This window comes from Methylobrevis pamukkalensis, assembly GCF_001720135.1.
In the GTDB taxonomy this organism is placed as follows: domain Bacteria; phylum Pseudomonadota; class Alphaproteobacteria; order Rhizobiales; family Pleomorphomonadaceae; genus Methylobrevis; species Methylobrevis pamukkalensis.
On record NZ_MCRJ01000011.1, the window covers coordinates 21351 to 45189 of the forward strand.

22 protein-coding genes and 1 pseudogene are annotated in these 23839 nt (G+C 70.1%); 3 read left to right on the forward strand and 20 right to left on the reverse strand.

Translation table 11 applies throughout. From position 1 onward, the window contains the following. Window positions 1–233: 233 nt before the first annotated feature. A complete protein-coding gene (gene betC, locus A6302_RS03275; RefSeq protein ID WP_069305850.1) occupies window positions 234–1748 on the reverse strand; it encodes a choline-sulfatase in 1515 nt (504 codons plus the stop codon). Window positions 1749–1835: 87 nt separating this feature from the next. After that, a complete protein-coding gene (choX, locus tag A6302_RS03280; protein ID WP_069305851.1) occupies window positions 1836–2789 on the reverse strand; it encodes a choline ABC transporter substrate-binding protein in 954 nt (317 codons plus the stop codon). Window positions 2790–2961: 172 nt separating this feature from the next. On the opposite strand from choX, the gene A6302_RS03285 reads away from it, so the two are divergent. Continuing rightward, the gene (locus A6302_RS03285) at window positions 2962–3852 is read left to right on the forward strand and encodes a choline sulfate utilization transcriptional regulator (protein ID WP_069305852.1); all 891 of its coding nucleotides are present in this window, start codon (window positions 2962–2964) and stop codon (window positions 3850–3852) included. A 124-nt stretch (window positions 3853–3976) separates the two neighbouring features. Beyond that, window positions 3977–5008 carry a histone deacetylase family protein gene (locus A6302_RS03290; protein WP_069305853.1) on the forward strand — a complete coding sequence of 344 codons (1032 nt, stop codon included), beginning with the start codon at window positions 3977–3979 and terminating at the stop codon, window positions 5006–5008. Between the two features lie 148 nt (window positions 5009–5156). Here the strand turns inward: A6302_RS03290 and A6302_RS20965 are convergent, their stop codons facing one another. The 16 genes and pseudogenes from A6302_RS20965 to A6302_RS03355 form a co-directional block, all read right to left on the reverse strand. Further along, window positions 5157–6008 (reverse strand): ATP-binding cassette domain-containing protein, encoded by an 852-nt coding sequence (locus A6302_RS20965; RefSeq protein ID WP_083255465.1) that lies wholly within the window; start codon window positions 6006–6008, stop codon window positions 5157–5159. Beyond that, window positions 5903–6841: an ABC transporter domain-containing protein gene (locus A6302_RS20970; RefSeq protein WP_083255466.1), complete on the reverse strand. Its 939-nt coding sequence runs from the start codon at window positions 6839–6841 to the stop codon at window positions 5903–5905. Before A6302_RS20970 ends, A6302_RS20965 begins: the two co-directional genes overlap by 106 nt. Beyond that, window positions 6838–8550, reverse strand: a complete 1713-nt coding sequence (gene cydD, locus A6302_RS03300) for a thiol reductant ABC exporter subunit CydD (protein ID WP_069305854.1) — start codon at window positions 8548–8550, stop codon at window positions 6838–6840. The genes A6302_RS20970 and cydD overlap by 4 nt, the downstream gene beginning before the upstream one ends. 121 nt (window positions 8551–8671) lie before the next feature. Next, window positions 8672–9142, reverse strand: a complete 471-nt coding sequence (locus tag A6302_RS03305; RefSeq protein WP_069305855.1) for a KdsC family phosphatase — start codon at window positions 9140–9142, stop codon at window positions 8672–8674. Next, the gene (locus A6302_RS03310; RefSeq protein WP_069305856.1) at window positions 9070–9849 is read right to left on the reverse strand and encodes an acylneuraminate cytidylyltransferase family protein; all 780 of its coding nucleotides are present in this window, start codon (window positions 9847–9849) and stop codon (window positions 9070–9072) included. The genes A6302_RS03305 and A6302_RS03310 overlap by 73 nt, the downstream gene beginning before the upstream one ends. A gap of 154 nt (window positions 9850–10003) precedes the next feature. Next, a pseudogene (locus tag A6302_RS03315) lies at window positions 10004–10767 on the reverse strand (N-acetylneuraminate synthase family protein); the annotation flags it as partial. A 177-nt stretch (window positions 10768–10944) separates the two neighbouring features. Beyond that, the gene (locus tag A6302_RS23415; protein ID WP_210183253.1) at window positions 10945–11217 is read right to left on the reverse strand and encodes a TylF/MycF/NovP-related O-methyltransferase; all 273 of its coding nucleotides are present in this window, start codon (window positions 11215–11217) and stop codon (window positions 10945–10947) included. Next, a complete protein-coding gene (locus tag A6302_RS23420; protein ID WP_210183254.1) occupies window positions 11217–11618 on the reverse strand; it encodes a hypothetical protein in 402 nt (133 codons plus the stop codon). The genes A6302_RS23415 and A6302_RS23420 overlap by 1 nt, the downstream gene beginning before the upstream one ends. A 42-nt stretch (window positions 11619–11660) precedes the next feature. Continuing rightward, window positions 11661–11906: a hypothetical protein gene (locus A6302_RS23425; RefSeq protein ID WP_210183255.1), complete on the reverse strand. Its 246-nt coding sequence runs from the start codon at window positions 11904–11906 to the stop codon at window positions 11661–11663. After that, a complete protein-coding gene (locus A6302_RS03330) occupies window positions 11870–12535 on the reverse strand; it encodes a class I SAM-dependent methyltransferase (RefSeq protein ID WP_069305857.1) in 666 nt (221 codons plus the stop codon). The genes A6302_RS23425 and A6302_RS03330 overlap by 37 nt, the downstream gene beginning before the upstream one ends. After that, entirely contained in the window at window positions 12535–12660 is a 126-nt protein-coding gene (locus A6302_RS25135; RefSeq protein WP_280938810.1) for a hypothetical protein, read from the reverse strand. Before A6302_RS25135 ends, A6302_RS03330 begins: the two co-directional genes overlap by 1 nt. Next, complete coding sequence (locus tag A6302_RS03335; RefSeq protein WP_069305858.1) at window positions 12657–14399, reverse strand: tetratricopeptide repeat protein; 1743 nt, start codon at window positions 14397–14399, stop codon at window positions 12657–12659. Before A6302_RS03335 ends, A6302_RS25135 begins: the two co-directional genes overlap by 4 nt. A gap of 163 nt (window positions 14400–14562) precedes the next feature. Continuing rightward, window positions 14563–17736, reverse strand: coding sequence for an efflux RND transporter permease subunit (locus A6302_RS03340; RefSeq protein WP_069305859.1), 3174 nt, complete (start codon window positions 17734–17736; stop codon window positions 14563–14565). A gap of 17 nt (window positions 17737–17753) precedes the next feature. After that, complete coding sequence (locus A6302_RS03345; protein ID WP_083255468.1) at window positions 17754–18575, reverse strand: efflux RND transporter periplasmic adaptor subunit; 822 nt, start codon at window positions 18573–18575, stop codon at window positions 17754–17756. 568 nt (window positions 18576–19143) lie between these two features. Then, the gene (locus A6302_RS03350) at window positions 19144–19896 is read right to left on the reverse strand and encodes a sulfite exporter TauE/SafE family protein (protein WP_069305860.1); all 753 of its coding nucleotides are present in this window, start codon (window positions 19894–19896) and stop codon (window positions 19144–19146) included. A 21-nt stretch (window positions 19897–19917) separates the two neighbouring features. Further along, the gene (locus tag A6302_RS03355; protein WP_069305861.1) at window positions 19918–20808 is read right to left on the reverse strand and encodes a LysR family transcriptional regulator; all 891 of its coding nucleotides are present in this window, start codon (window positions 20806–20808) and stop codon (window positions 19918–19920) included. 507 nt (window positions 20809–21315) lie between these two features. Here A6302_RS03355 and A6302_RS03360 point away from each other — a divergent pair. Beyond that, a complete protein-coding gene (locus A6302_RS03360; RefSeq protein WP_069305862.1) occupies window positions 21316–22185 on the forward strand; it encodes a response regulator in 870 nt (289 codons plus the stop codon). Window positions 22186–22280: 95 nt separating this feature from the next. On the opposite strand, the gene A6302_RS24020 is transcribed toward A6302_RS03360, so the two are convergent. After that, window positions 22281–22655 carry an ASPIC/UnbV domain-containing protein gene (locus tag A6302_RS24020; RefSeq protein WP_245293893.1) on the reverse strand — a complete coding sequence of 125 codons (375 nt, stop codon included), beginning with the start codon at window positions 22653–22655 and terminating at the stop codon, window positions 22281–22283. Next, a complete protein-coding gene (locus A6302_RS25560) occupies window positions 22604–23824 on the reverse strand; it encodes an FG-GAP repeat domain-containing protein (RefSeq protein ID WP_342586203.1) in 1221 nt (406 codons plus the stop codon). The genes A6302_RS24020 and A6302_RS25560 overlap by 52 nt, the downstream gene beginning before the upstream one ends. Between the last annotated feature and the right edge of the window lie 15 nt (window positions 23825–23839).

The following is a 23839-nucleotide window of genomic DNA, read 5'->3' on the forward strand; positions in this document are numbered from 1 at the left end:
ACAAGACGAGTCGTCCGGCGCGGCAAAAAGCGCGTGCCAGCCGGCGGCAGCGCCGCCCGATCCGTCGTTTCGCGGGGCTCCGGCGCGTCTGTCGTGCCGAATGTCCTGTTTAATGCGCGAGCGGCGGCGTTGTTCGCGGGAGGACGACGATCACGGGTCGGAGGATCCGGGAAGGGCCGGATCGGCCGGGCGGCAGCACGAGATCGGCCGCAACAGGGGAGGAGCGAACGGCGTTACTCGCCGCGCGGAAACCGCTGGCTCTCTTCGAGGACATTGAGATCCATGTGGTTGCGCATGTAGCGCTCCGACGCCTTCTGCAGCGGCTGGAAGTCCCACGGATAATAGGCGCCGTTGCGCAGCGCCGCATAGACCACGTGGCGGCGCGCCTGGCTCTCGCGCACGGCGGCGTCGAAGGCGGCAAGATCCCACCGCGCGGCGACGGCTTCGGCAAGCCGGGCCTCGACGTCCGCCACCTCGGCTCTTCCGGCAAGATTGTCGCGCTCGAGCGGATCGGCGGCCAGATCGAACAGCATCGGCGGGTCGGCCGGGCAGGCGACATATTTCCAGCGACCGTCACGGATCGCCACCATCGGCGTGATCGTGCCCTCGGCGGCATATTCCATCGGCACGGCGCCGCGGCCGCCGCTGGCATTGGCCAGCGGCACGAGGCTTTCGCCGTCGGTCCACGGCGCGACTTCGGCCAGATCGATCCCGGCAAGCTCGGCAAGTGTCGGCAGCACGTCGAGGGTGGAGACCGGCGTCTCGACGCGGCCGGCCGGAATGCCGTGCGCGGCGATCATCAGCGGCACGCGGGCCGAGCCCTCGAGGAAGCTCATCTTGAACCACATGCCGCGCTCGCCGAGCATGTCGCCATGGTCGGAGACGAACACGATGGCGGTGGTGTCCGCCATCCGGGTTGCCTCGAGCGTGGCGAGCAGCTCGCCGACCTTGTCGTCGATGTAGGAGATGTTGGCGAAATAGGCCTGGCGCGAGCGGCGCACCATCTCCGGCGTGATCGTGAAGCTGCCGCAGTCCGAGGCGTGCCACAGCCGCAGCGCATGCGGGTCGAGATCCTCCGGCGGGATCGGGCCGATCACCGGATCGAGCGCCGGGCAGCCGTCATAGAGATCGAAATATTTCCGCCGCGCGACATAGGGGTCGTGCGGATGGGTGAAGGAGACGGTCAGGCACCACGGCCGGCCGTCGTGGCCACGCGACAGGTCGTGGAGCTTGCGCTGGGCGTGGTAGGCGACCTCGTCGTCATATTCGAGCTGGTTGGTGATCTCGGCGACCCCGGCGCCGGTGACCGAGCCGAGGTTGTGATACCACCAGTCGATCCGCTCGCCGGGCTTGCGGTAGTCCGGGGTCCAGCCGAAATCGGCCGGATAGATGTCGGTGGTCAGCCGCTCCTCGAAGCCGTGGAGCTGGTCGGGGCCGACGAAATGCATCTTGCCCGACAGCGCGGTGTGATAGCCCGCGCGGCGCAGGTGATGGGCGAAGGTCGGGATGTCGGAGGCGAACTCGGCGGCGTTGTCGTAGACGCGGGTGCGCGAGGGGAGTTGCCCGGCCATGAACGAGGCGCGCGCCGGGGCGCACAGCGGGCTCGCCGTGTAGGTGTTGGCAAAGCGGGCCGACCGGGCGGCGAGGGCCGACAGATGCGGCGTCTTCAGGAAGGGCGCCGGCCCGTCGGGAAACAGCGTGCCGTTCAGCTGGTCGACCATGATCACGAGGATGTTCGGGCGCGACATGGCGGATCCCTGAGACGAGCGGCGGACGGGAGAGCTGGAGGGGTGTCCCCCGGCGCACAGACCTGGCGCCGGGGGAGAAAGGCCGGATCAGAGGCCGAGGGCGGCCTTGACGGCCGGCAGCGCCGGCTCGCCGGCGAGCGTGGTCACGCCGTCCAGCCAGGCATCGAGCTTGCCGGGATTGGCCTTCAGCCAGGTCTCGGCCGCCACGGATGCCTCGGTGCCCTCGTTGAGGATCATGTCCATCATCTGGTTCTCGGCGTCGATGTCGAACACCAGCTTGCCGAAGAAGGCCGCGGCGTTCGGGCAGGCCGCCGGCCAGCCGGTGCGGGCCAGCGTATAGACCTCGGCACCGCCGAAGTTCGGGCCGAAATAGGCATCGCCGCCCGAGAGATAGGTGATGTCGAAGCGGGTGTTCATCGGATGCGGCGCCCAGGCGAGGAACACGATCCAGTCCTTGCCGCGGTCGGCGCGCTTGACCTGCGCCAGCATCGCCTGCTCTCCGGATTCCACGACGCTCCAGTCGGTCAGGCCGAAGTCGCCGCTGGCGATCATCTTCGAGATGTTCTGGTTGGCCGGCGCGCCCGGCTCGATGCCGTAGATCTCCTTGCCGAACTTGTCGGCGTTGGCGGCAAGATCCTTGAAGTCCCTGACGCCGCCTTCGGCGACATAGCTCGGCACCGCGAGGGTGAATTTCGCGCCTTCCAGATTGCGCGTCACCACCTCCACCGCCTTGGCGGCGTTGAGGTCGTCGATGAACTTCTGCTGCGCCGGCATCCAGTTGCCGAGGAAGACGTCGATCTCGCCGTTCTTGATCGACTGGTAGCCGATCGGCACCGACAGCGTCTTGATGTCGGCCTCGTAGCCGAGCGCACCCAGCAGGGTGCCGGCGATCGCGTTGGTCGAGGTGATGTCGGTCCAGCCCGGATCGAACATGCGGACGGTCTTGCAGCTCTCCGGATCGGCGGCCTGAGCCGCGCCGGCCGAAAGAAGGCCGGCTACGACGGCGAGCCCGGCGAGACGTCCTGTGGAACGAAGCTTCATCACGAAATTCCCCTTTGGTCTGCGCCTTGTCGGCGGTTGGCGCCCAGCCCCGGTTGGTCTCCCGGCCGACCTCGCTGCGGGTCTTCGTTTGCGCGTCTGGACACGGTATGAGACCTTTCATGAGGGCGGCCGTGCAGCCGCTTTTTTCTGATCGCAGACCAAGAGTTTCCTTATGGCAAGAGATCGGCTGGACGTCGGCTGGCTGCGCGTGTTCGAGGCGGTCGGCCGCACGCGCAACCTCACCCGCGCGGCCGGCGAACTCGGCCTGTCCCAGCCCGCCGTCAGCTACCAGATCCGGCGGATCGAGGACGAGCTCGGCGTGCCGCTCGTGCGCCGCCTGCACCGGGGCACCGACCTTACCGCCGACGGCGAGGCGCTGCACGAGGCGGTGAGCGCGGGCCTTGCCCGGATCGACGAGGCCGCCCGCCGCATCCGCCGGCGCCGGCGGCCGGCGGCGGTGCGGCTCTTCACCGACTACGGCTTTGCCGCCTTCTGGCTGATGCCGCGGATTGCCGAATTCCGCCGCCTGCGGCCGCAGATCGAGGTCCACATCGTCGCCTCGCAGGCGCTGGAGGCGGACGACGAGGCGGCCGCCGACATCCACGTCCTGTTCGGCGCGCGCGGGCAGGTGCCGGACGGCGCGGTGCTGATCATGCCGGAGCGGGTGGTGCCGGTCTGCAGCCCGGGGTTTCTCGCCCGCTTCGGTCCGTTCGGGACGCCGGAGAGTTTCGCCGGCGTCAAGCTGCTCCATCTCGACAGCGGTCCCGCCCCGCGCTGGTACACGTGGACCACCTGGCTGGGCGCCCACCATGTGACCCGCGAACCCTCGTCCGGCGACCTCGGCCTCAACACCTACAGCCTCGTCGTCCAGGCGGCGCTGGCCGAACAGGGGGTGGCCCTCGGCTGGGTCGGCCTCGTCGACGATCTCCTCGACAGCGGCGCGCTGGTCCGGGTCGGGCCGGAACTTGTCCGGGAGGACCGCGGCTACTGGCTGGTCGCCGATGCGCCGCGCGGCAGCGATGCCGGAACCCTGGCGGCCTGGCTGCTGGAGGTCTGCGGCTGAGGCCACTCGCGGACCGGCGGCCGGCTCTGGACCGGCCGGTGGGACTCGTATCAAATGCCCGGCAACCGCGCCGCAGCGCCTCGCCGATGTTGCCTTGCCCCGCACTCAGGACACAGGATCGCCGATGAAGACCGTCTATTCGCCGGACCATGCCGCCCACGCCGGCCACTGGGAGGTCGCGCGCGGCGCGATGGTGCCCTGTTTCGAGAAGCCGATCCGGGCGGAATACGTCAGGGCGCGGGTGGAGGAGGTCGGCCTCGGCGAGATCGTGCTGCCGAAGGTCTGGTCGATGGAGACGGCCCGCAAGGTCCACGATCCGGCCTATCTCGCCTTCCTCGGCAAGGCCTGGGACATGTGGGCGGCGGAGGGCAACCACACCTCGGCCCTGCCGATGACCTGGCCGGTGCGCGGCCTGCGGAACGACGTGCCGCCGGAGTGTATCGAGGGCCTGCTCGGCTTCTACTCGATGGACGCGGGCGCCTCGATCACCGCCGGCACGTGGAAGGCGGTGAAGGCCTCGATGGACTGCGCTCTCACGGCCGCCGAGATCGTGGCCGGCGGCGCGCGGGCCGCCTTCGCGCTGTGCCGTCCGCCCGGCCACCATTCCGGCCCGGCCTTCATGGGCGGCTACTGCTTCATCAACAACGCCTCGGTGGCCGCGCAGTGGTTCCGCGACCAGGGCGCCGCGCGGGTCGCGATCCTCGACGTCGACTATCACCACGGCAACGGCACGCAGGACATCTTCTACGAGCGCGGCGACGTGTTCGTTGCCAACATCCACGGCGACCCGAAGACCGAATATCCCTATTTCCTCGGCCACGCCGACGAGACGGGACGCGGCGCGGGCGAGGGCTGCAACGTCAACTATCCGCTGCCCTTCGGCACGGCCTGGGACACGTGGAGCCTCGCGCTCGACGCCGCCTGCGACCGGGCGGAGGCCTTCGGCGCCGAGGTGATCGTCGTCTCGCTCGGCGTCGACACCTTCGAGCGCGACCCGATCAGCGCCTTCAAGCTGAAGACCGCCGACTATCCGAAGATGGGCGCCCGCATTGCCAAGCTCGGCAAGCCGACGCTGTTCGTGTTCGAGGGCGGCTACGCGGTGGACGAGATCGGCGTCAACGCGGTCGGCGTGCTGACCGGCTTCGAGGGCCGTTGATACCGAGCACGGGAAGTTTCGGCTTGCCGAAGCTTCCCGTGCGAAGGAAAGCCCGACCGGGTGCCGGCCGGTCAGGCCGTAACCTCGCAAATTTCCGGCAGGCCGGAAATGTGCGAGCCGGGTATGACCCTTCAGCGCAGGGCGGCCATCAGCGCGGCGCCGGCCGGGCTGCCACGCCGGCCGCGCTCGGCGATCCGGCCGCGTGCGTCCATTCGCCAGATCTCGTCGCAAGGCCTGCCTCCCGGGCAAGATGGGTGACGATCAGCGTGGTCGCCCCCTCGGTTGCCCGCGCGAGACCGGCGGCGACGCCGGCCGCGGTTGCGGCATCGAGGCCTTCGGTCGGCTCGTCGAGCAGCCACACGTCGGGGGCGGCAACCACCAGCCGGGCGAGCGCCAGCCGGCGCTGCTCGCCGCCGGACAGGCCGCGGCCACCTTCGCCGAGGCGGCTCTCCAGCCCATGGCCGAGCTTGTCGAGCACCGGCAAGAAGCCGGCGAGGTCGAGCGCCTCCATCAGGTCGATGTCGGTCGCCTCGGGCCGGCCAAGGCGCAGGTTCTCCGCGATCGTGCCGGCAAAGAGCCGCGTGTCCTGCGACAGCAGGCCGATGCGCGCGCCGTCGGCGGCAAGGCCGGGGCCGGCGAGGGGTGCGCCGCCGATCAGCACGCGCCCGGCGTCCGGCACGACCAGCCCGGCGGCAAGGCCGAGCAGTGTCGACTTGCCGGCGCCGCTCGGCCCGATCAAGGCGACGCGCCGGCCTGCGGGCACCATGGCATCGACGTTGTCGAGCACCGGCGGCCGCCCTGCTGCGAAGGAAAAGCCGACGTTGCTGAAGACGATGTCGCGCGCCCGGCGCAGCACGGTCGGCGGCGGCACGATTGGCTCGGCGCCCACCCGGGTCAGCGGCGCCAGCCGGCGCGCGGCCAAGACGATGCGGCCGAGATCGAGCGCGCCGGCCCGGATCGGCCCGGCCACCTCCACCGCGGCAAAGGCGGCAACGACCACGGCGACATAGACCGGCGCGCCGATCGTGCCGGCCGCGACCAGCCCGGCGCCCGCCAGCGCGGCAAGGCCGATCGCCAGATGCGCCGAAATCCCCGAACCGAAACGGATTGCCGCTTCCCGGCGGGCGAGCCGCGCCTCCAGCCCGGCCGCCCGGCGCGCAGCCCCGATGACGGCGTCGGTCTTCTCGCCGAGCCGGCCGGCCAGCGCCAGTTCCGTGCGGCCTCGGTCGAGATCGACGAGCCGCAGCCGCAGGGCGTCCAGCGCGCGATGCGGCGGCGCATGTCACGGCGGGCCGACAGGCCGATCATCAGCGGCAGCAGCAGGCCACCGGCAATCGCCGGAAGGGCGATGACGGCCGCCAGCGTCCACGAGACGGTGGCGAGCAGAAGGATGCCGCCGATCGCCACGGCAAGGCCAGCAACCAGCGGCCCGGCAAGGCGGATCGTGAGCCCGTCGAGGGCGTCCACGTCACTGGAGAGCCGGGCAAGGAGATGGGCCTGCCTGAGGCCGGTCGGCCGCGCGGCGATGCCGCGGAAGGCGGCGACGCGCAGCACCGCGAGAATGCGCAGGGTCGCGTCGTGGTTGGCGAGCCGCTCCAGATAGCGGGCCACGGTGCGGAAGATCGCGAAGAAGCGGATCCCGGCGCTCGGCCGCATGGTGTCGAAGACGATCAGCCCGAGGCCGGCAAGACCGGCGCCGGCGATCAGCCAGCCGGAGACCGCGAGAAGCCCCGCGCCGGCGGCGAGCGTCGCGGCCAGCAGCATCACGCCGAGCGTGAGCCGTCGTCCCTCGGCCCTCAGGAAGAAGGCGAGGATGTGGGCGATGTCCCTCATGCCGGCGCCCCCGCGATTGAGGCGGCTTCGGTTCCGGAACCTGTTGTGTCGCCGATGCGGATGATGCGGTCCATGGCGGCGGCGAGCGCTTCGTCATGGGTGGCGACGATCAGCGTGCGTCCCTCGGACAGTGCCAGCAGGCCACGCCGCACCGCGGCGGCGGTCTCGGCGTCGAGGCTCGCGGTCGGCTCGTCGGCGAGGACGAGATCGGCGGGGGCGAGCGCCGCGCGGGCGACGGCAATGCGTCGTCCTTCGCCGCCCGACAGCCCGGCGCCGGTCTCGCCCACGGGGGTGGCAAGGCCGCGCGGCAGGCACTCGGCAAAGTCGCAGGTGGCAAGGCGCAAGGCGGCGTCCATCGCGGCGGCGTCGACCGCAGGGGCGACGAAGGCGAGGTTGGCGCGCAGCGTGCCGTGGAGAAGATGCGGGCTCTGGCCGATCCAGGCCATGCGCCGGCGCAGGTCCGCGGCGGTGGCGTCGCCGAGCGGCTGCCCGCCGACCGTGACCTCGCCGGTCGTCGGCGCGATCAGGCCGGCAATCGCATGCAGCAGCGTGGTCTTGCCCGATCCGCTCGGCCCGACGATCGCCACCCGCTCGCCGGGCGCGACCACGAGGTCGGTTGCCGCCAGCATCCGCCGCCCGCCGTCCGGCGCATCGACCGTGAGGCCGCGCACGTTCACGCTGAGCGGACCGCGAGACCTCGGCGCACCGGCCGCGCCGGCCCCGACCATCTGCGCCCGCGGCGTCTCGACCAGCGCGGCATAGCGCGCGGCGGCGGCCTCCGCCGCGGCCTTGTCGTGATAGGCGGCGGCGAAATCGCGCAGCGGCTGGAAGAAGTCGGGGGCGATGAACAGGAGGAACAGGCCGGTCTGCAGCGTCAGCGGCGCGGCGGTGGCGCCGAAGTCGATCCAGCCGAGCAGGGAAAAGCCGATGTAGACCGCGATCAGCCCGACACCGATCGCCGAGAACAGCTCCAGCACCGCCGAGGACAGGAAGGCGAGCCGCAGCACCGACATGGTCCGGGTGCGGATCCTGTCGCCGGCAGCCTCGATCGCGTCCGCCGTGCGCTCCGTGGCGCCGAACAGGCGGATCGTCGCAAGGCCGGCGAGGCGGTCGAGCAGGGTTCCGGTGAGGCTGCCGACCTCGGCCAGTTGCTCGGCGCTGCGCTCGCGCGCGGCCGCGCCGATCAGCGACATCAGCACCGGGATGATCGGCCCGGCAAGGGCCAGCAGCAGCCCGGCGGCCCAGGAGAAGGGCAGCGTCGCCACGAGGATCGCGATGGGCAGGAAGGTCATCCGCGCCTTGGTCGGCGCATAGCGGGTGAGCCAGGGATCGAGCGATTCGATCTCGGCGCCGGCCAGCGCCACGATCTCGCCGGTCTTCGGCCGGCCGGTGTCGGCCGGCGACCAGCGGGCAACCTGCTCCGCAAGCCGCTCGCGCAGCCTGAGCTTGATGGCGGCGGCATGTCTGCTCGCCGCCATGTGCGAGGCGCCGTCGAGGCCGGCCCGCAGCAGGGCGAGGACGAGAAAACCGCCGATGAGGGAAGGAAGGTGGTCCGCATTTCCGGCAACCACATTGCCGAGCCCGAGCGCCAGCAGCCAGGCCTGCGGCAGCCACAGCAGCGCGGCGCCGACCGACAGCACAGCCGCGCGCCGGCTCACGGGCGCATGGGCGGACAGGGCGGCGGCGGAAGACGTTTTCGTGCGGGCCATGGCGTTCGGTCTGACGGCGACAGGCCTCTAGATAGAGCCCATGGGCGGCCGGGGAAAGCGAAACGCCGACCCGGGTGACAATTTGCCTGCAAAGCTCTGGCGCCGCCTTGGTCAGAACGACTCAGCCGACCGGCCTGTCGCCCCGGGCGCCGAGGATCAGGTCGGCCACCTCGCGCAGCGCGCCGCGCCCGCCGGCAGCTAGGCAGACGTGATGAACCGCCGCCTTCACCGCCTCCACCGCATCGGCGGGGGCGGCGGCAAGGCCGACCGCGCGCAGCGCCGCGATGTCGTAGACGTCGTCGCCAAGATAGGCGATCTCGTCAAGGCCGAGGCGGTGGGCGGCGGCGATGGTCTCGATCGCTGCCAGCTTGTCGGCCGCTCCCTGCACCAGCACGTCGAGCTTGAGCTTGGCGGCGCGCCGCTCCACCAGCCGGGTCGTCTCGCGGGTGACGAGGCCGGTGAGGAGGCCCGCCTCGCGCAGGAAGGCAAAGCCGGCGCCGTCGCGGGTGCTGAAGCGCTTCAGCTCGTCGCCGGTCTCCGAATAATACATGCCGGCGTCGGTGAGCACGCCGTCGACGTCGGAGAGCACCATGCGGATCCGCCGGGCCCGGGTCTCAAGGTCCGTCGCCCACGCCGGTGGGCCATCAGCTTTTCGACGACCAGCCAGTCGTCGGGGTCGTCGATCTCCGTCAGTGTCTCCGGCGCCATCTCGAAGGCGGCCATCCGGCCGTGCAGGCGGCAGCCGGAGGCGAGGAAGCCGGCCTTGGAAAAGATGTAGAAGGCGCCGTTCTCGACCAGCTGCCCGGCAAACTCCTGGCGGCGCGGCCGGGCGGCCGGCGTGTAGTTGAGCGGGCGCGACAGGCCGTCGGCGCCGGTCTCCCAGAAGAAGCGCTTCTGGCGGGCAACGGTGACGAGGCTGTCGGCGCGCAGGTCGGCAAGACGCGCCAGCGCGCCCGCGATGTCGGCGGGTGTCGTCAGCGGCGAGGTCGCCTGCATCAGCACGACGAGGTCGGTGTCATGGGCGGCCAGCACTTCGGCAACGACGCTCTCGGTGCTCGCCTCGTCGGTGGAGGTGGCAGGGCTGCGCCGGAAGACGGAAAGTCGGGACAGGCCGAGACCGGCGGCGACGGCGGCGATCTCGTCGTCGTCGGTGGCAAGGATCACGTCGTCGATCGCGGCCACCGCGTGGGCCGCCTCGGCCGCATGGGCGATCAGCGGCTTGCCGGCGAGCGGGCGGATGTTCTTGCGCGGGATCGACTTCGATCCGCCGCGCGCCGGAATGAGGGCAGTGATCCGCACGTGGCTCAGCTCCGCGACGGACGGCTCACCGCGCCGCCCACTTGAGCTTGGCGCGCTGGGCGACTTCCACCGGCATGATCTCCTGCGCCTTGAAGCGCAGCGCCAGCGAGACGTTGCGCGCGTCGCGGGTCATGCGGCGCAGGCCGTCCGGTTCCAGCGAGGCGGCGTGGTCGGTGCCCTTCCAGGTGCGGTTGAGGGTGAAGTGGCGTTCGATCCAGGTCGCGCCGAGGGTGGTGGCGGCGACGTCCACGGCGATGCGTGATGGTGGCCGGAAAAGCCGATCGACTTCACCCGCGTGCCATAGGCCTCCTGCAGGCGGACGATCTCGTAGAGGCACACCTCCTCGCATTCCACCGGATAGCCGGAGGTGCAGGCGTAGAGCACCACGTCCTTCGCCCGGCCCTTGCGCTCGAAGAAGGCGACGATGCGCTCTTCCTCCTCGCGGGTGGTCATGCCGAAGGAGCAGTGGATCTCGCCGGCATATTCGTCGGTGAGCACCGACAGCATCTCGAAATTGAGATTGAGCGCCGAGGGCACCTTCAGGAATTTCGGCTTGAGCGAGATCATCTCGCGCGCCGAGGTCACGTCCCACACCGAGGTCGAGTACTCGACCCCGAATCGGTCGCAGATCTCCTTCAGGCGGCGGTGCTGGTCGGTGCTGAATTCGAGGAATTCGCGGTGGGCGCCGTAGGTCGGCCCGTAGGCATGCATCGGGTTCGGATGCGGCGCGTCGAAGGCTTCCGGCGAGAGCAGTTCGCGGTTGTTTCGCTTCTGGAACTTGACGGCGTCGACCTTGCAGAAGGTCGCGGCCATCATGATCATCTCTTCGGCGATGGCCATGTCGCCCTTGTGGTTGCAGCCGATCTCGGCGACGACCTTCGGGGGGGCGGTGACCTCTGGAATGGAGAGCCGTGTCATTGTTCTTCGGCCTTGTCGTCCTGCCCGCGCGGCGCGGGCATCAGCGAGGCGCCGTCACACCGCGCAATCCGGACGGCGTCGATCCTCTGCCGAGGATGGGCCGAACATGGTTAGCAAAGCCTTAATGCGCCGGATGCGGGCGTTTACGGATGCGGCCTGCATGTCGGCGGCTGCCGCTCACGGGCCGGGCTTCACCACGAAGGCGGGCACGGAATAGAAGGGCGTCTTCTCCACCTTGCCGATGCCGCGCGCGGCGCAGAAGGCGTCGAAGGCATCGGTCGCCCCGGCCACGGCGTTGTAGTCGTCGACGACCACCAGCCCGCCCGGCACCACCCGGTCCCACAGCGCCTCGAGCGCAAAGGCGGTCGGCGCCTCCACGTCCATGTCGAGATGGAGCAGCGCGATCCTGAGTTCCGGATGGCGGGCGAGATAGGCAGGGATCGAGGCCATCACGTCGCCGGCCTCAAGGTCCACGTTGTCGAAACGCTTGGCGGCGAGGATCGCCGCCACTTCGTCCCGCGACAGGCCGTCGCGCCCGCGGCCTCGAAGCGCTTCACGAAATCCACGTCCTCCGGCCGCGCGTCGCCGGCCACCGGAAAGGCGCCGAAGGCGTCGAAGCCGATCACCTTGCGGGCATGGGCGTTTTCCAGCATCTCGCGGAAGGTGCACCAGCGGATCAGCGACGCAGCCTTGTAGACGCCGAGCTCGACCACGTGGCCCGGCAGGCCGACGATCCGCTTGTAGAGCTCCCAGTGGGCAAGCTGCTTGGCGATGCGGCTGGGCGGCGAGAACCAGTAGAACGCATTCTCGTGATCCCAGACCGCGTCCGAACTGAGGCCTCTGATGTCCATGACGGTCTCCGGATGCGGGCTGGGTGCCTGACGAGGCAATTTTCAGGGGGCGTCGGCGATGGCGACGAGCGTGTCGGTGGCGTCGACCGCCTGCAGGGCGGCCTCGTAGGCGCGGGCAAGATCGGGCGTGTCGAGGGCGGCGAGCGGGCCCTTGTGGCCGCCCGGCCGCCCCGACGACAGCCAGCCGAGATGGTTCGACAGCGGATAGCGCTGCCGGCCCTGCACGATCACGTTGCGATAGCCGGCGGCCATCAGCAGCCGGCGCAGGGACTCGCGGGTGTGCAGCACCAGATGCTGGCTCCAGAGGGTAAAGCGGCGGAAAGCCTCGCAGTCGAGCCGGCCCAGCAGCAGGTCGCCGGCATGGGGCACCTCGACGACGATCCGCCCCCCGGGGCGAGCAGGCCGGACGCGCGGGCCATCAACCCGACCGGATCGGGAAAGTGTTCGAGCGCGTGGAAGGCGAACAGCGTGTCGATGCTGGCCGGCGTGATCTCGTCCATCGAGGCGGTGGCGCGGATGCCGGCGTCGTCCAGCATCGCCAGATAGTCTTCCTGCAACTCGATCCCGACCACCGAGCGAGCGGTTGTCTGCACCGCGCGTAAAAAATCGCCGGCGCCGCAGCCGAGGTCGGCAACGGCGCGGCCGACGTGATAGGGGCGATAGTCCGCCACCCGCCGCGCGGTGTCGGCAAGGCGCTCCAGATCCGGCGGGCCGATCAGCGGCGACTGGGCCGCGCGGTAGCCGCCGCTGCGGTAGGTCTCGTCGCCGGTGTAGAAGTCGTCGATGTAGACGACGCCCGACAGCCGGTCGCGCCAGACGGTGAGGCCCTCGACGTCGCGCGTCGCCGTCGCATAGACCTCGCGCGTTGCTTCGCCGGTGAGGCCGAGAGAGGCGAGCGTGTCGAAGATCGTGCCCATCAGGCGGACGCGGCCCCGGCCGCCTCCTTGAGGATGGTCGCGACCCGCTGGCGCGCGGGGTCGAAGCCGTCGCGGAAGGCGGCGAGATCGGCGATGATCGTCGGCAGGTGGTCGTGGGGCGTCATCTCGCCGGTGATCTTGAAGAAGCGCGTCGTCGGGTTCCAGGGCGGGTTCGGCTGGCCGAGGGTGAACACGCCATCCTGGATGCCGCCGAAGCGCCAGCAGGGCAGGCCGAGGCGCCGGCGATGTCGCCCACCACCGTGTTGGCGGTGATCACGAGATCGCAGCAGTCGATCAGCGACACCGAGCCGTCGATGTCCTGCTTCTGGTCGAGGTCGGGCAGCGAATGGATCACGAGGCCGGTGTGGTTGTAGAAGGCCTCGAGCTCCTCGATCGTGCAGTTGTACTGGGTGTTGACGAAGGAGATGCCGGGCACCGAGACGATCGGGCCGAGTTCCATCAGGTCGAGATAATAGCGGCTGCGCACGCCTTGCGTGTTGCGCGAGCGCCAGCAGAGGCCGACCACCGGCGCGGGACCGAGCCGGCGGGCGAGGCTGGCATATTGCAGGCGCCGCCGGCGGTCGGGCACGACGAAGCGCGGCGGCACGTCGAACTCGGCAAAGCTGCGCCGGAAGAAGGTCGGCAGGCTGCCGAGCGAGAGCTGCAGGTCGTGCTCCTCCGGCCGGATCGTCTGCAGGCTGATCACGTCGATGCCCGGCATGCTGCGGGCGACGATGGTGACGAGCCGCGGATCGCAGGCGACCGTCACCTTGCCGGTGCGGGCGATCGCCTCGCCGAGCAGGGAGATCATCCGGATCGTGTCGCCGACGCCCTGTTCGGACCAGAGCAGCAGGCGCTTGCCGGGCGCGGGCTGGCCGTCCCAGAAGGGCAGCGGCAGGCTCATGCGGCGGATGCCGATGTGGTCGATGCCGAGCCGGAGGTCGTAGAGGTCCCAGCCGGCTTCCAGGTTGCCGAGGCCGAGATTGATCAGCGACAGGTTCCAGCCGATGCTGTCGTTCTCGGGGTGCTCGGCATAGATCGGCGTCAGCTTCTGCAGCGCGGCGGCAAAGTCGTAGCGGGCCATGTCGACCAGCGTGTCGGTGACGACGATGCCGGGGGTGACGTCCTTCGGATCGATGCTGGCGATCACCGTCTTCGATTCGTCGAACAGGCCGAGATGGTAGAAGGCGGCGGCAAGGAAGTTGCGGAACTCCACGTCGTCGGGGAAATGCGTCAGGCACATCTCCAGCGAATCGAGTGCGGCGTGATACTCGCGCATGGTCATCTCGCAGACGACCACCTCGCGCAGCGCCCGCCGGTCGTCGGGGCGCAGCTCGCGGACCCGGCGGTAGAAGGGCAGGGCGGCGGCGTAGCGGCTGGCGCGGGTGTGGATCTGGGCGATGCTGTCGAGCGCGCCGACATGGTCCGGGTCGATCGCCAGCACCTTGCCGAGGGTCACCAGCGACCTGTCGTCGGCCCCGTCCTCCTTGTCGAGGCGGGCAAGGCGCATCATCGCGTCGATCAGCCCCGGATCGAGCTCCAGCGCCCGCTCCACGCAGGCGCGCGCCTCGGCGGGCCGGCCGAGATCGTGCAGCACGGCGGCGCGGTTGGAATGGTAGACGGCGGCGTTGGGTTTCAGCGCGATCGCCTTGTCGATCAGCTCGATCGCCCGGGCATGGTCGCCGGTCTGGCGATGGATCACGCCGAGAAGATGGATCGCGTCGGCGTGGCGCGGCATCAGCCGCAGGGCGCTCTGGTAGCCGCTGCGCGCCAGCTCGAGCTTCCCGGCCCGGTGGTTGCGCAGGGCCGTCTCCATCAGGGCGATGAACTTCTGCTGCTGTTGCTGCGGGGCGCGCTGCGCCATGGACCCGATCCTCGTTCGGTCTCCGGCGCGCCGGCCGGACCGGCATGACGCCGCGGCGCCGGTCGCTCCGGATCCGGCGAGGCGGTCGTGATGCCGCCCCCGTGGCGCAAGTGTCGTGATTCGGGGAGGGCTCCGTCAAGGACGCTGTGTCGGGACGGTCCCGTCACTCCGCCGGAAGGGGCGGCGGAGGCGGCGTGCCGGCCGCGTCGCGCTCGTCGCGGCGACGCTCCTCGATCATGTCCGCCTCGGCAAGTTCGGCGACAAGCCGCTGTTCGGCGGCCACGCGCGGCTTGGCGAAGGGCGCGAGCAGCAGGAACACCACCGGCGTCAGGAACAGGGTGAAGACGGTGGCGATGCCGAGCCCGCCGACCAGCACCCAGCCGAGCGCGATGCGCGCCTCGGCGCCGGCGCCGAAGGCCAGCACCAGCGGCACGGCACCGACGATGGTGGCGATCATCGTCATCATCACCGGGCGCAGGCGCACGGTGCTCGCCTCCTCGATCGCCTCGCGCACGCCCATGCCGCGGTCGCGCAGCTGGTTGGCGAACTCGACGATCAGGATGCCGTTCTTGGCCATGATGCCGACCAGCATCACCAGGCCGATCTGGCTGTAGAGGTTGAGCGAGCCGCCGGTCAGCGCCATGGCGAAGACTGCGGCTGCAAGGCCGAAGGGCACGGTGGCGATGATGATCAGCGCGGCGATGAAGCTCTCGAACTGCGCGGCGAGCACCAGCAGCACGATGATGATCGCAAAGCCGAAGGTGGTGGCAAGGCCGCTGGAGGTTTCCACCAGCGTCGCCGCCTCGCCGAGCGGAATGATCCGGTAGCCCGGCGGCAGGGTCTCGGCGGCAAGGCTCTGCGCCGCCGAAAGCGCCTGCCGCATGGCGACGCCCTCGCCGAGCGCCGTCGAGACCTCGACCGCGCGGGTCCGTTCCTCGCGCGCCAGTTCCGGCGCGTCGGCACTCTCGCGCACGGTGCTGACGGCGCTCATCGGCACCATCCGGCCGTCGGCGGTGCGCAGGAACAGGTTCTCGAGATCCTTCGGGTCGTTGATCGGGTTGGAACTGGCGAGCAGCTTCACCGGCACGGCGTTGCCGTCGACGTTGACCTCGGCGATCTGGCGGCCGTCGAGCACGGCCTGCAACGCGAGTTCGAGATCGCTGAGCTCGATTCCGAGATCGGCGACGCGCTCGCGGTCGATCTCGATCGACAGCTGCGGCTGGGTCGGGTCGGTGGCAAGGCGCGGAGTGTTGAACTCCGGCCGGCCGGACATCGCCACGATCAGGTTGTCGGCGGCAGCCTCCAGGCCCTCGTAGGTCGGGCCGAGGATGGCAAAGCGCAGGCCCTGGCCGCCGCCGCGGATGCCGAGGCTGTTCGGCGAGAAGGCGATGGCGCGCAGGCCCGGAATGGCCGCGACCTTGCGGTTGATCTCGGCGCTGATCACGGCCTGCGAGCGGCTGCGGTCGTTCCAGTCGGCGAGCGTCAGCACGACGAAGCCCGAGTTGGTCTGCCCGGCCCGGCCGGCGATCGCGAACAGCGCCCGTGCCTCGCCGCTGTCCACATAGGGCCGCAGCATCTCGTTGATCTGGCCCGTCTGGCGGACCATGTAGTCGATCGACACGCCCTGCGGCGCGCTCACGCGCAGGAGGATGACGCCGCGGTCCTCCTGCGGGGTCAACTCTTCGGGCAGGTTCTTGTAGGTGAGGAAGGCGAGGAAGCCGAACACCAGCGAAGCCAGAACGACGATCAGCGGCGCGGCCAGCGAGGCGCGCAGCAGGACGCTGTAGAGCCCACCGAGTTTCGCCCCGACCCCGTCGAGGGCGCGGGCAAGGACATTGCGGTTGGCGCCGTGGGCGACCGTCTCGGGCAGCAGGTAGGCGGCGAGCATCGGCGCGAAGGTGAGCGCGGTGATCGACGAGATCGCCACCGAGATCGCCAGCACGAAGCCGAACTCGCGGAACAGGCCGCCGGCCTGTCCCGGGAGGAAGGAGATCGGCACGAACACGGCGGCGAGCGTCGCCGTGGTCGCGAGCACCGCGAAGAACACCTCGTTGGTGCCGACCACGGCCGCCGCCCGCGACTTCAGCCCGAGCGTCCTCTGGCGGACGATGTTCTCCAGCACGACGATCGCGTCGTCGACGACGATGCCGGTGGCGAGCACCAGCGCGAGCAGGGTGAGGATGTTGATCGAGAATCCGACCAGCCACACCGCGGCCAGCGTGCCGATCAGCGACACCGGGATGGTCACCGCCGGGATCAGGGTTGCCCGTGCGTCGGCGAGGAACAGGTAGATCACGAGGATGACGACGATCACGCCGAGCGCGAGCGCGATCTCCACCTCGTGCAGCGCGCCGTTGATGAAGTTGGCGTCGTCGCTGGTGACGAAGATCTCGACGCCTTCAGGCAGGGTCGCGCGCAGGTCGTCGACCGTCGCGCGCACCTTGTTGGAGATGTCGATGGTGTTGGAGCCCGACGAGCGGATGATGCCGAGGCCGATGCCGGTGCGGCCGTTGACGCGCAGCACGGAGCTGGTGAGGTCCGGGCCGCGGCTGACGCTGGCCACATCGCGCACGCGGGTGGCGCTGTCGACGAGCAGGTTGCCCATCGCCTCGGCGCTGATCACCCGGGCGTCGGCACGCACGGTCAGCGCCTGGTCGTCGCTGCGCAGCGCGCCGGCGGGCACGTCGAAGGTGACGGTGGAGAGCGCCTCGACAAGGTCGGGGATCGACAGGCCGCGGGCGGCGAGCGCAGTCTCGTCGATGTCGATGCGGAAGATCGCCTCGCGGTCGCCGTTGATCTGCACGTCGGCGACGCCGTCGACCGCGGCCAGCGGGTCGGCGATCCGGTCGTCCACCAGCGTGGTCAGGTCCTCGATCGACAGGCCGTCGCCGATGACGGCGACGCGCATGATCGGATCGCTGTCGGCGTCGGACTTGACCACCTGCGGCGCGTCGGCCGCGTCGGGCAGGTTGTTGCGGATGCGGTCGACCGCGCTGCGCAGGTCGTTGGCCGCGGTCTCGATGTCGACGGTCTGGCCGAATTCGACGGTGACCCGGGAGCGGCCGGACTGCGAGGTGGAGGAGATCGACGAGACGCCGGCGACGCGGGCGACTGCGCTCTCGATGACGTCGGTGATCTCGGTGTCGATGGTCGCCGGCGCGGCACCGTCATAGTCGGTGGTGATCGAGACGACCGGCCGGTCGATGTCGGGCAGCTCGCGGATCTCGACGCCGTTGAAGGCCGCAAGGCCCGCGACGACGATCAGTGCGTTGATCACCAGCGCCAGCACGGGCCGGCGGACGAAGAGGGCAGTGAGGGCGGCGGTGCGGTTCGACATCGTCGGGGCGTCTCTCGTCAACCGGAGGGCTGGCTGCGGGCCGTGGAATCCGGCGCGGCATCGGCGGCATCGGCGGTGACGTCGGCGACGGCGCCGCCGGCGCGAAGGCGCTGCACGCCCTCCTGCACCACGGTGTCGCCGACGCGCACCCCGCCGGTGACCAGCGTCGTGGTGTTGTTGCGCTCGACGATCTGGACCGGGACGCGCTCGGCCTTGCCGTCGGTCACGCGCCAGACGTAGGTGCCTTCCTTGTCCCACTGCACCGAGAGCGCGGGGACGGCGACGAGCTTCTCGCCGGGAAAGCGCAGTTCGACGAGGAAGGACATGCCCGGGCGCAGCTGGTCGTCGGCATTGTCGATCTCGGCGCGCACCACCAGCGTGCGGCTGTCGGTCTCGATGCGGCTGCCGAGGGCCGACACGCTGCCGGTGAAGGTCTCGCCCGGCCGCGAGGGCGTCGTCGCGATCGCCTCGTCGCCGATGGCGACCATCGCGGCATATTTCTCCGGAATCCGGAACTCGACCTTGAGCCGGCTGCGATCGTCGATCGAGGCGATCTCGGTGGACGAGGTGATCAGGTCGCCGGCCTCGACGTTGGAAATGCCCATGACGCCGGCAAAGGGCGCCCGGATCGTCCGGTAGTCGAGAGCGATCTTGGCCTCCCGCTCGGCGAGGATCGCCGAGGAGAGTTCCGACTGGGCGTTCTCGCGTTCGACCTCGGAGATCGCGCTCGCCGAGGCGAGGCGCTCGTAGCGCTGCACCTTGCGCCGCGCGTCGGCAAGCGCGAGTTCGGCCTTCTCGAGAGCGATGGTCTCGTTGTCGTCGTCGAGCCGCAGCACCACGCGCCCGCGTCCACCCGCTCGCCGGGCCGGAAGGCGATGTCGGCGACGATGCCGGTGACGCGCGGAAACAGCATGACGGCGCGGGCGGCCTCGGCGGTGCCGATCGCGCGCACCCGGTCGTTGGTCAGCGCCTCGCTCGCCACGGCCGTGACGACCGGCGACGGCCCGGCATTGCGTCCGCCACCGCCGCCGGCAGCCGGACCGGACGGCGCCACGGCGCCCTCTTCAGGCGCGGCAAGGGCGACCAGCGGGCCGGGCACCCCCCAGGCAGTGAGCAGGCCGGCGGCGGCCGGGTCGAAACGGACCCAGAGACCGGCGCCGACGAGCAGCACGACGAACGAGAGTATCAGCTGTTTCCAGACGGCCATCGACGGCAAGGCTCCTTGAGGGGCGGCGCTGTGGCCGAACTATCCCGCAAATGGCGCACGATGCCATGGAGAAAAGTGTCGCCGGATGTAACGGTGACGATACGGGGGCGCGTTTCCGACGACGGTCCCGTCACGCCGCGATCACAGTTTCGTGTTGCAGCGCGACATTCCCGCTTGCGGCGAGGGAATGCCCCTGCCGCTCAGCCGACGATCCCCTTGTAGAGCAGCTGCAGCGACACGAGGAACAGCGCGGTCTGGACGATGCGGAAGAAGATCTTCTCCGGCAGGATCCGGGTCAGCCGCGAGCCGCCGATCGTCGCGATCACGGCGACCGGCACGAGGTAGACCGCGACTTCCAGATTGTCGGTGGTGAACTCGCCGAGCGCCCAGTAGGGCACCAGCTTCACGATGTTCATGCCGGTGAAGAGGATGGTGGTGGTGCCGGCGAACACCATCTTCGGCAGCTTCTGCGGCAGGGTGTAGATCTGGTAGGGCGGGCCGCCCGAATGCGAGACGAAGCTGGTGAAGCCGGCGAGCGTGCCCCAGAAGACGCCGCGCGGCACGTCGGCGGGGCGCGGCGGGATCTCGCTGCGCTTGCGCTTGCGCCACTGGTCGATCGAGAAGGCAAGGCCCATGGCCCCGATCATCAGCAGCACGAAGCGCTCCGACACGAAGGACGCCGTCGCCCAGCCGAGGCCGATGCCGATCAGGGTTGCCGGAAACAGGATCACCAGATTGCGCCGGCTGAACTCCCGCCGGTAGATCCACAGGCCGACCAGATCGGACAGCACGTAGATCGGCAGCAATAGCGCCGCCGCCCGCACCGGCGACATGACGAGCGCGAGCGTGGGCACCGCCAGCAGGCTGACGGCGGGCAGGCCGCCCTTGCCAAGGCCGACGAAGACGGCGGCGAAGAGGGCGGCGGCGATCAGGCCGGGGCCGATCTCGGTCATGAACAGGTTCCTTGGATGGGGTCAGGCGTCGGCGTCGAAGGCCGTCCGGCTGGCGGTGATCCGCTCGGCGATGAAGCGGTAGACCTCGGCGATCCGGCGGGTGTGGTGGGTGTCCGGATGGCTGATGATCCAGTAGGCGCGGCGGAAGCGGATCTCCGGCAGCACGCGCACGAAGCCGGCCTGGGCGGCGACCACATAGTCGTGGACGATGCCGACGCCGCTGCCGGCGCGGATCGCCTCCAGCTGGCCGGAGATGCTGGCGCAGGAAAACCGCATGCCGGCGGTCCGCGTCAGGGTCTCGGAGTAGCGCAGGGCGCTCGAATAGGACAGTTCCTCGATGCCGGTGATCACCACGTGCCGGGACAGGTCATCGAGGTTCTCCGGGGCACCGTGCCGGTCGAGATAACCCGGCGCCGCATAGACGCTGAGGGTGTAGTCGGTGAGCTTCTTGACGATCAGCTTGCCGTGCGAGGGGCGGTCGAGGCTGATCGCCAGATCCGCCTCGCGCCGCGAGAGCGAGAAATTGCGCGGCAGGGGTGCCAGTTCCACCGACAGCTGCGGATGGCGCCGCGCCAGACGGCTGAGTTCGGGCGCAAGGAAGTAGTTGCCGATGCCGTCCGGCGCGCCGATGCGCACGCTTCCGGACAGAAGCTGGTCGGCCCCGGACAGGTCGGACTGCGCGCGCAGCAGTTCGGCCTCCATCTCCTCGGCGCTCGCCCGCAGCCGCTCGCCGGCCGGCGTCAGGGTGCAGCCGGTCGAATGCCGGTCGATCAGCCGCGCGTCGAGCATGGTCTCCAGCGCGGTGATGTGCCGGCCGACGGTGGCGTGGTTCAGGCCGAGCCGGTTGGCGGCGCCGAGGATCTGTCCGGCGCGGGCCACGGCGAGGAAGACGCGCAGATGATCCCAGTCCATCGGTCCTCCCGTAGTGCCGGCCGGTGTGCGGCATCTCCGTTCTCGCATGGTTGCCTTACAAACCGAAGGCGAATTCCTGCACAACAGTTGCGACGCCGCAGGCGGGTCCGGGCCCCGTGAGCGCGGCGTCCAGCCGGGGGTGGCGGGCCGGATCGGCCGGCATCTGCCGCGGGCGCCGCGGGGCAGGGCCGTCGCCGCGGCGTTCGAGGCGCAGTGCATTGCAGCGCGATGCGGCGGAATTTCCGTTGCGGTGCAATAATTTACGCAGTCCTGGCCGGTGTCGTCATCGAACTGTCGCCTCCCGGCCATACTGCCGCCGCCCGGATCGACGATCACGGGTCATCGCGTCGGAGCGGTCACGGCAGGCCCTGCCGGTGGCCGGCGACGATTTTTTAAGAATTGACGGCCCCGCCTGCGCAAAATCGCTTGACGCAGGGGCGAGCTTGAGGCGCCATGGGGCGTGGCTCCTGGGTCGCTTTTCCGTCGCTCTGGAAGAGGATGATTCGCATGATGCCGACAGACCACCAGTTGGACAGCGTGTGCCGCATCCTGATCGTCGAGGACGATCCGGACGATGTGTTCCTGCTCGAGAGCGCCTTCTCGCGCGTCACGGCGGCGGCCGGGACCCGGCTGCGGGTCCAGACCGTGGGCAACGGCCTCGAGGCGATCAATTTCGTGACCATGCACGACGTGGTCAACGACCTGCCCGACATCATCGTGCTCGACCTCAACATGCCGGTGATCGACGGCATCGGCTTCCTGCGCTCGCTGCGCCGGTCCTTCGACTTCGAGGCGATCCGCGTGATCGTGCTTACCACCTCCGCCGACCACCAGATCCATGCGACGGCCCGCGAGGCCGGCGCGGACGAGATCTTCACCAAGCCCGACACCCGCGAGGAACTTGTCGCCATCGCGCGGCGCATCATCGGCCGCTGCCCCGTCTGCGTCCGGGCCGCACCGGCGGCCGGCCATGCCGAGGACGGTCTCGGCAGCTACGGCATGCCGCGCGGCGAGATCGGTCACCCGCCCCTTCCGGCCTATGCGGGCACGGCGTCCTTCGCGGACGGAAAGGCCAGTTCCGGCGTGATCGAGCTCGTGCCCCTCACCTTGCGCGAAGGCGTGGGCGAGGCCGACTTCCTTTCCGCGGCGGAAGCGGCGGCCGACCTGCTGAAGTCCTGTCCGGGCTTCGTCCGGCGCCGGCTGGCGCGCGGCGCGGCGGACGAGTGGGTCGATTTCGTCGAGTGGGAGCGGCCCGAACCCGCCAGCGAGGCGGCGCGCACGGCACGCCAGGAAGACTGCATGCGCGCCTACCTGGAAACGATCGGCGGCGTCTCGTCGGCCGGGCGCCGGCTCAAGGTCCAGACTGGCGTGCACTGACGACAGATCGGGACGATCGGTCGCCCGGACGACGGGTCAGACACGAAAGGGCCGCCCGTGACGACGCGGGCGGTCCTTTTCGTTGATGTGCCGGCTCACTCTTCCGGATACCAGTAGCGCGCCGCGGCGGCGCCTTCCTCGATCACCACGAACTGGTTGGCGAACACCCGGTAGGGGTGGCTCCAGTCGCCGTTCGGCCACTGGACGCGGATCTGCGCGCGCTCCGAGGTGCCGACGCCCACATGAGTCCAGCCGAGATGGCCGGAGGCATGGCCGCCGCCGACCTGCACGTCGCGCGGCATGGTCGGCGTGCCGGTCTTGACCGTGATCTTCGCGCCCACGCCGTGGATGTTGCCGCCCTTGGCCTTCAGCCGGATCTGCAGCCAGTTGCCCATGCGCCGCGGCGCGCCCTGCTGCATCACGCCGCGATTGCGGAACAGGCTGGCCGGCTGGCCGCGGTTGACCACCACCAGATCGAGCAGGCCGTCGAGATTGAAGTCGGTGACGCCCGCGCCGCGGCCCTTGGTGTCGAGCGCGATGCCGGCCTGTTCGCCGGCTTCGGCAAAGCTGCCGTCCCAGCGGCCGAGCAGCAGGTTGTCGGGATCGAAGGCGGCAAAGTCCGGCATCGCCTCGACGTTGCCCTTGGCGATGAAGAGGTCGGCAAGGCTGTCGTTGTTGACGTCGGCAAATTCCGCGTGCCAGCCGGTCGAGGGATAGATGTTCGGCCCGGTGTAGGCCGGTGCGCCGTCGCGCCCTTCTCGAAGGCGATGTCGCGGTAGACCGGCCGGTCCTCCTCGGCCTCGTCGTCGAGGGTCTGCAGCTTGGTGTCGCCCATCGACGTGAGCGCGTATTCGGGGGCGCCGTCGACGTCGAGGTCGAACTGGGCGATGCCCATGCCCCAGATCGTCAGCGGCTCCCAACCATCGGCCTTGCCGTAGAGCCGCGGCGGCTTGCCCGGGGGTACGGCCCAGAGCTGCTCCTGCCCGCCGCGATAATACTGCCGGTCGTTGGTCATGCGCAGCGACGGCTCGCCGGACCGGTTCCAGTCGGTGAACAGCATCGACAGGGTGCAGAAGCCGGGGGTGAGCACCGTGCGCTCGCCATAGCGCGGGCTCTCGCCGGCCTCAGGCCGGAACAGCTCGTTGTCGTGGCAGGTGCCCCAGGGCGAGCCGGGCTGCGCGCGGTCGACATAGTTGCCGAAGGCGAGCGTCGGGAAGCGCTGGCCGCGCTCCCACTCGGCGGCAAAGGCGGTGGTCCACGCCCGTCCGCCGTCGAAGCCGAAGGCGCGGTTGGCCACCTCGAAGCGGCAGCCGGGGGCGCCCTTCAGCAGCAGGTTCTCGCCGAGCCGCAGCACGGCGAGATCCATGTGGCCGTCGCCGTCGATGTCGAGCGGATAGGCGCCGAGCACCTTCGTCCCGTCGCGTTCGTCGAGGCCGGTCGGGCTTTCGCGGAATTTCAGCGCGCCGCCGACCGGGCTCTCGTTGACGAACAGCTTCGCCGGGTTGCGGCCGCCGGCCATGAACATGTCCGGCTTCAGGTCGCCGTTGCAGTCGAAACTGGCCACGCCGCCGCCGACGAAGAACTCCCACGGACCGTCATAGACCTGGTGAACGCCGGCGGTGGTCGCCTCCTCGTGCATCGACGGGATGTCGGC

What these genes read in the sequence shown, in the direction of transcription:
- betC (WP_069305850.1), bottom strand. Translation starts at nt 1,748, where the DNA reads ATGTCGCGCCCGAACATCCTCGTGATCATGGTCGACCAGCTGAACGGC.
- choX (WP_069305851.1), bottom strand. Translation starts at nt 2,789, where the DNA reads ATGAAGCTTCGTTCCACAGGACGTCTCGCCGGGCTCGCCGTCGTAGCC.
- A6302_RS03285 (WP_069305852.1), top strand. Translation starts at nt 2,962, where the DNA reads ATGGCAAGAGATCGGCTGGACGTCGGCTGGCTGCGCGTGTTCGAGGCG.
- A6302_RS03290 (WP_069305853.1), top strand. Translation starts at nt 3,977, where the DNA reads ATGAAGACCGTCTATTCGCCGGACCATGCCGCCCACGCCGGCCACTGG.
- A6302_RS20970 (WP_083255466.1), bottom strand. Translation starts at nt 6,841, where the DNA reads ATGAGGGACATCGCCCACATCCTCGCCTTCTTCCTGAGGGCCGAGGGA.
- cydD (WP_069305854.1), bottom strand. Translation starts at nt 8,550, where the DNA reads ATGGCCCGCACGAAAACGTCTTCCGCCGCCGCCCTGTCCGCCCATGCG.
- A6302_RS03305 (WP_069305855.1), bottom strand. Translation starts at nt 9,142, where the DNA reads ATGGTGCTCTCCGACGTCGACGGCGTGCTCACCGACGCCGGCATGTAT.
- A6302_RS23415 (WP_210183253.1), bottom strand. Translation starts at nt 11,217, where the DNA reads ATGGCCTCGATCCCTGCCTATCTCGCCCGCCATCCGGAACTCAGGATC.
- A6302_RS23420 (WP_210183254.1), bottom strand. Translation starts at nt 11,618, where the DNA reads ATGGACATCAGAGGCCTCAGTTCGGACGCGGTCTGGGATCACGAGAAT.
- A6302_RS03330 (WP_069305857.1), bottom strand. Translation starts at nt 12,535, where the DNA reads ATGGGCACGATCTTCGACACGCTCGCCTCTCTCGGCCTCACCGGCGAA.
- A6302_RS25135 (WP_280938810.1), bottom strand. Translation starts at nt 12,660, where the DNA reads ATGACGCCCCACGACCACCTGCCGACGATCATCGCCGATCTCGCCGCC.
- A6302_RS03335 (WP_069305858.1), bottom strand. Translation starts at nt 14,399, where the DNA reads ATGGCGCAGCGCGCCCCGCAGCAACAGCAGCAGAAGTTCATCGCCCTG.
- A6302_RS03340 (WP_069305859.1), bottom strand. Translation starts at nt 17,736, where the DNA reads ATGTCGAACCGCACCGCCGCCCTCACTGCCCTCTTCGTCCGCCGGCCC.
- A6302_RS03350 (WP_069305860.1), bottom strand. Translation starts at nt 19,896, where the DNA reads ATGACCGAGATCGGCCCCGGCCTGATCGCCGCCGCCCTCTTCGCCGCC.
- A6302_RS03355 (WP_069305861.1), bottom strand. Translation starts at nt 20,808, where the DNA reads ATGGACTGGGATCATCTGCGCGTCTTCCTCGCCGTGGCCCGCGCCGGA.
- A6302_RS03360 (WP_069305862.1), top strand. Translation starts at nt 21,316, where the DNA reads ATGATGCCGACAGACCACCAGTTGGACAGCGTGTGCCGCATCCTGATC.
- A6302_RS25560 (WP_342586203.1), bottom strand. Translation starts at nt 23,824, where the DNA reads ATGCACGAGGAGGCGACCACCGCCGGCGTTCACCAGGTCTATGACGGT.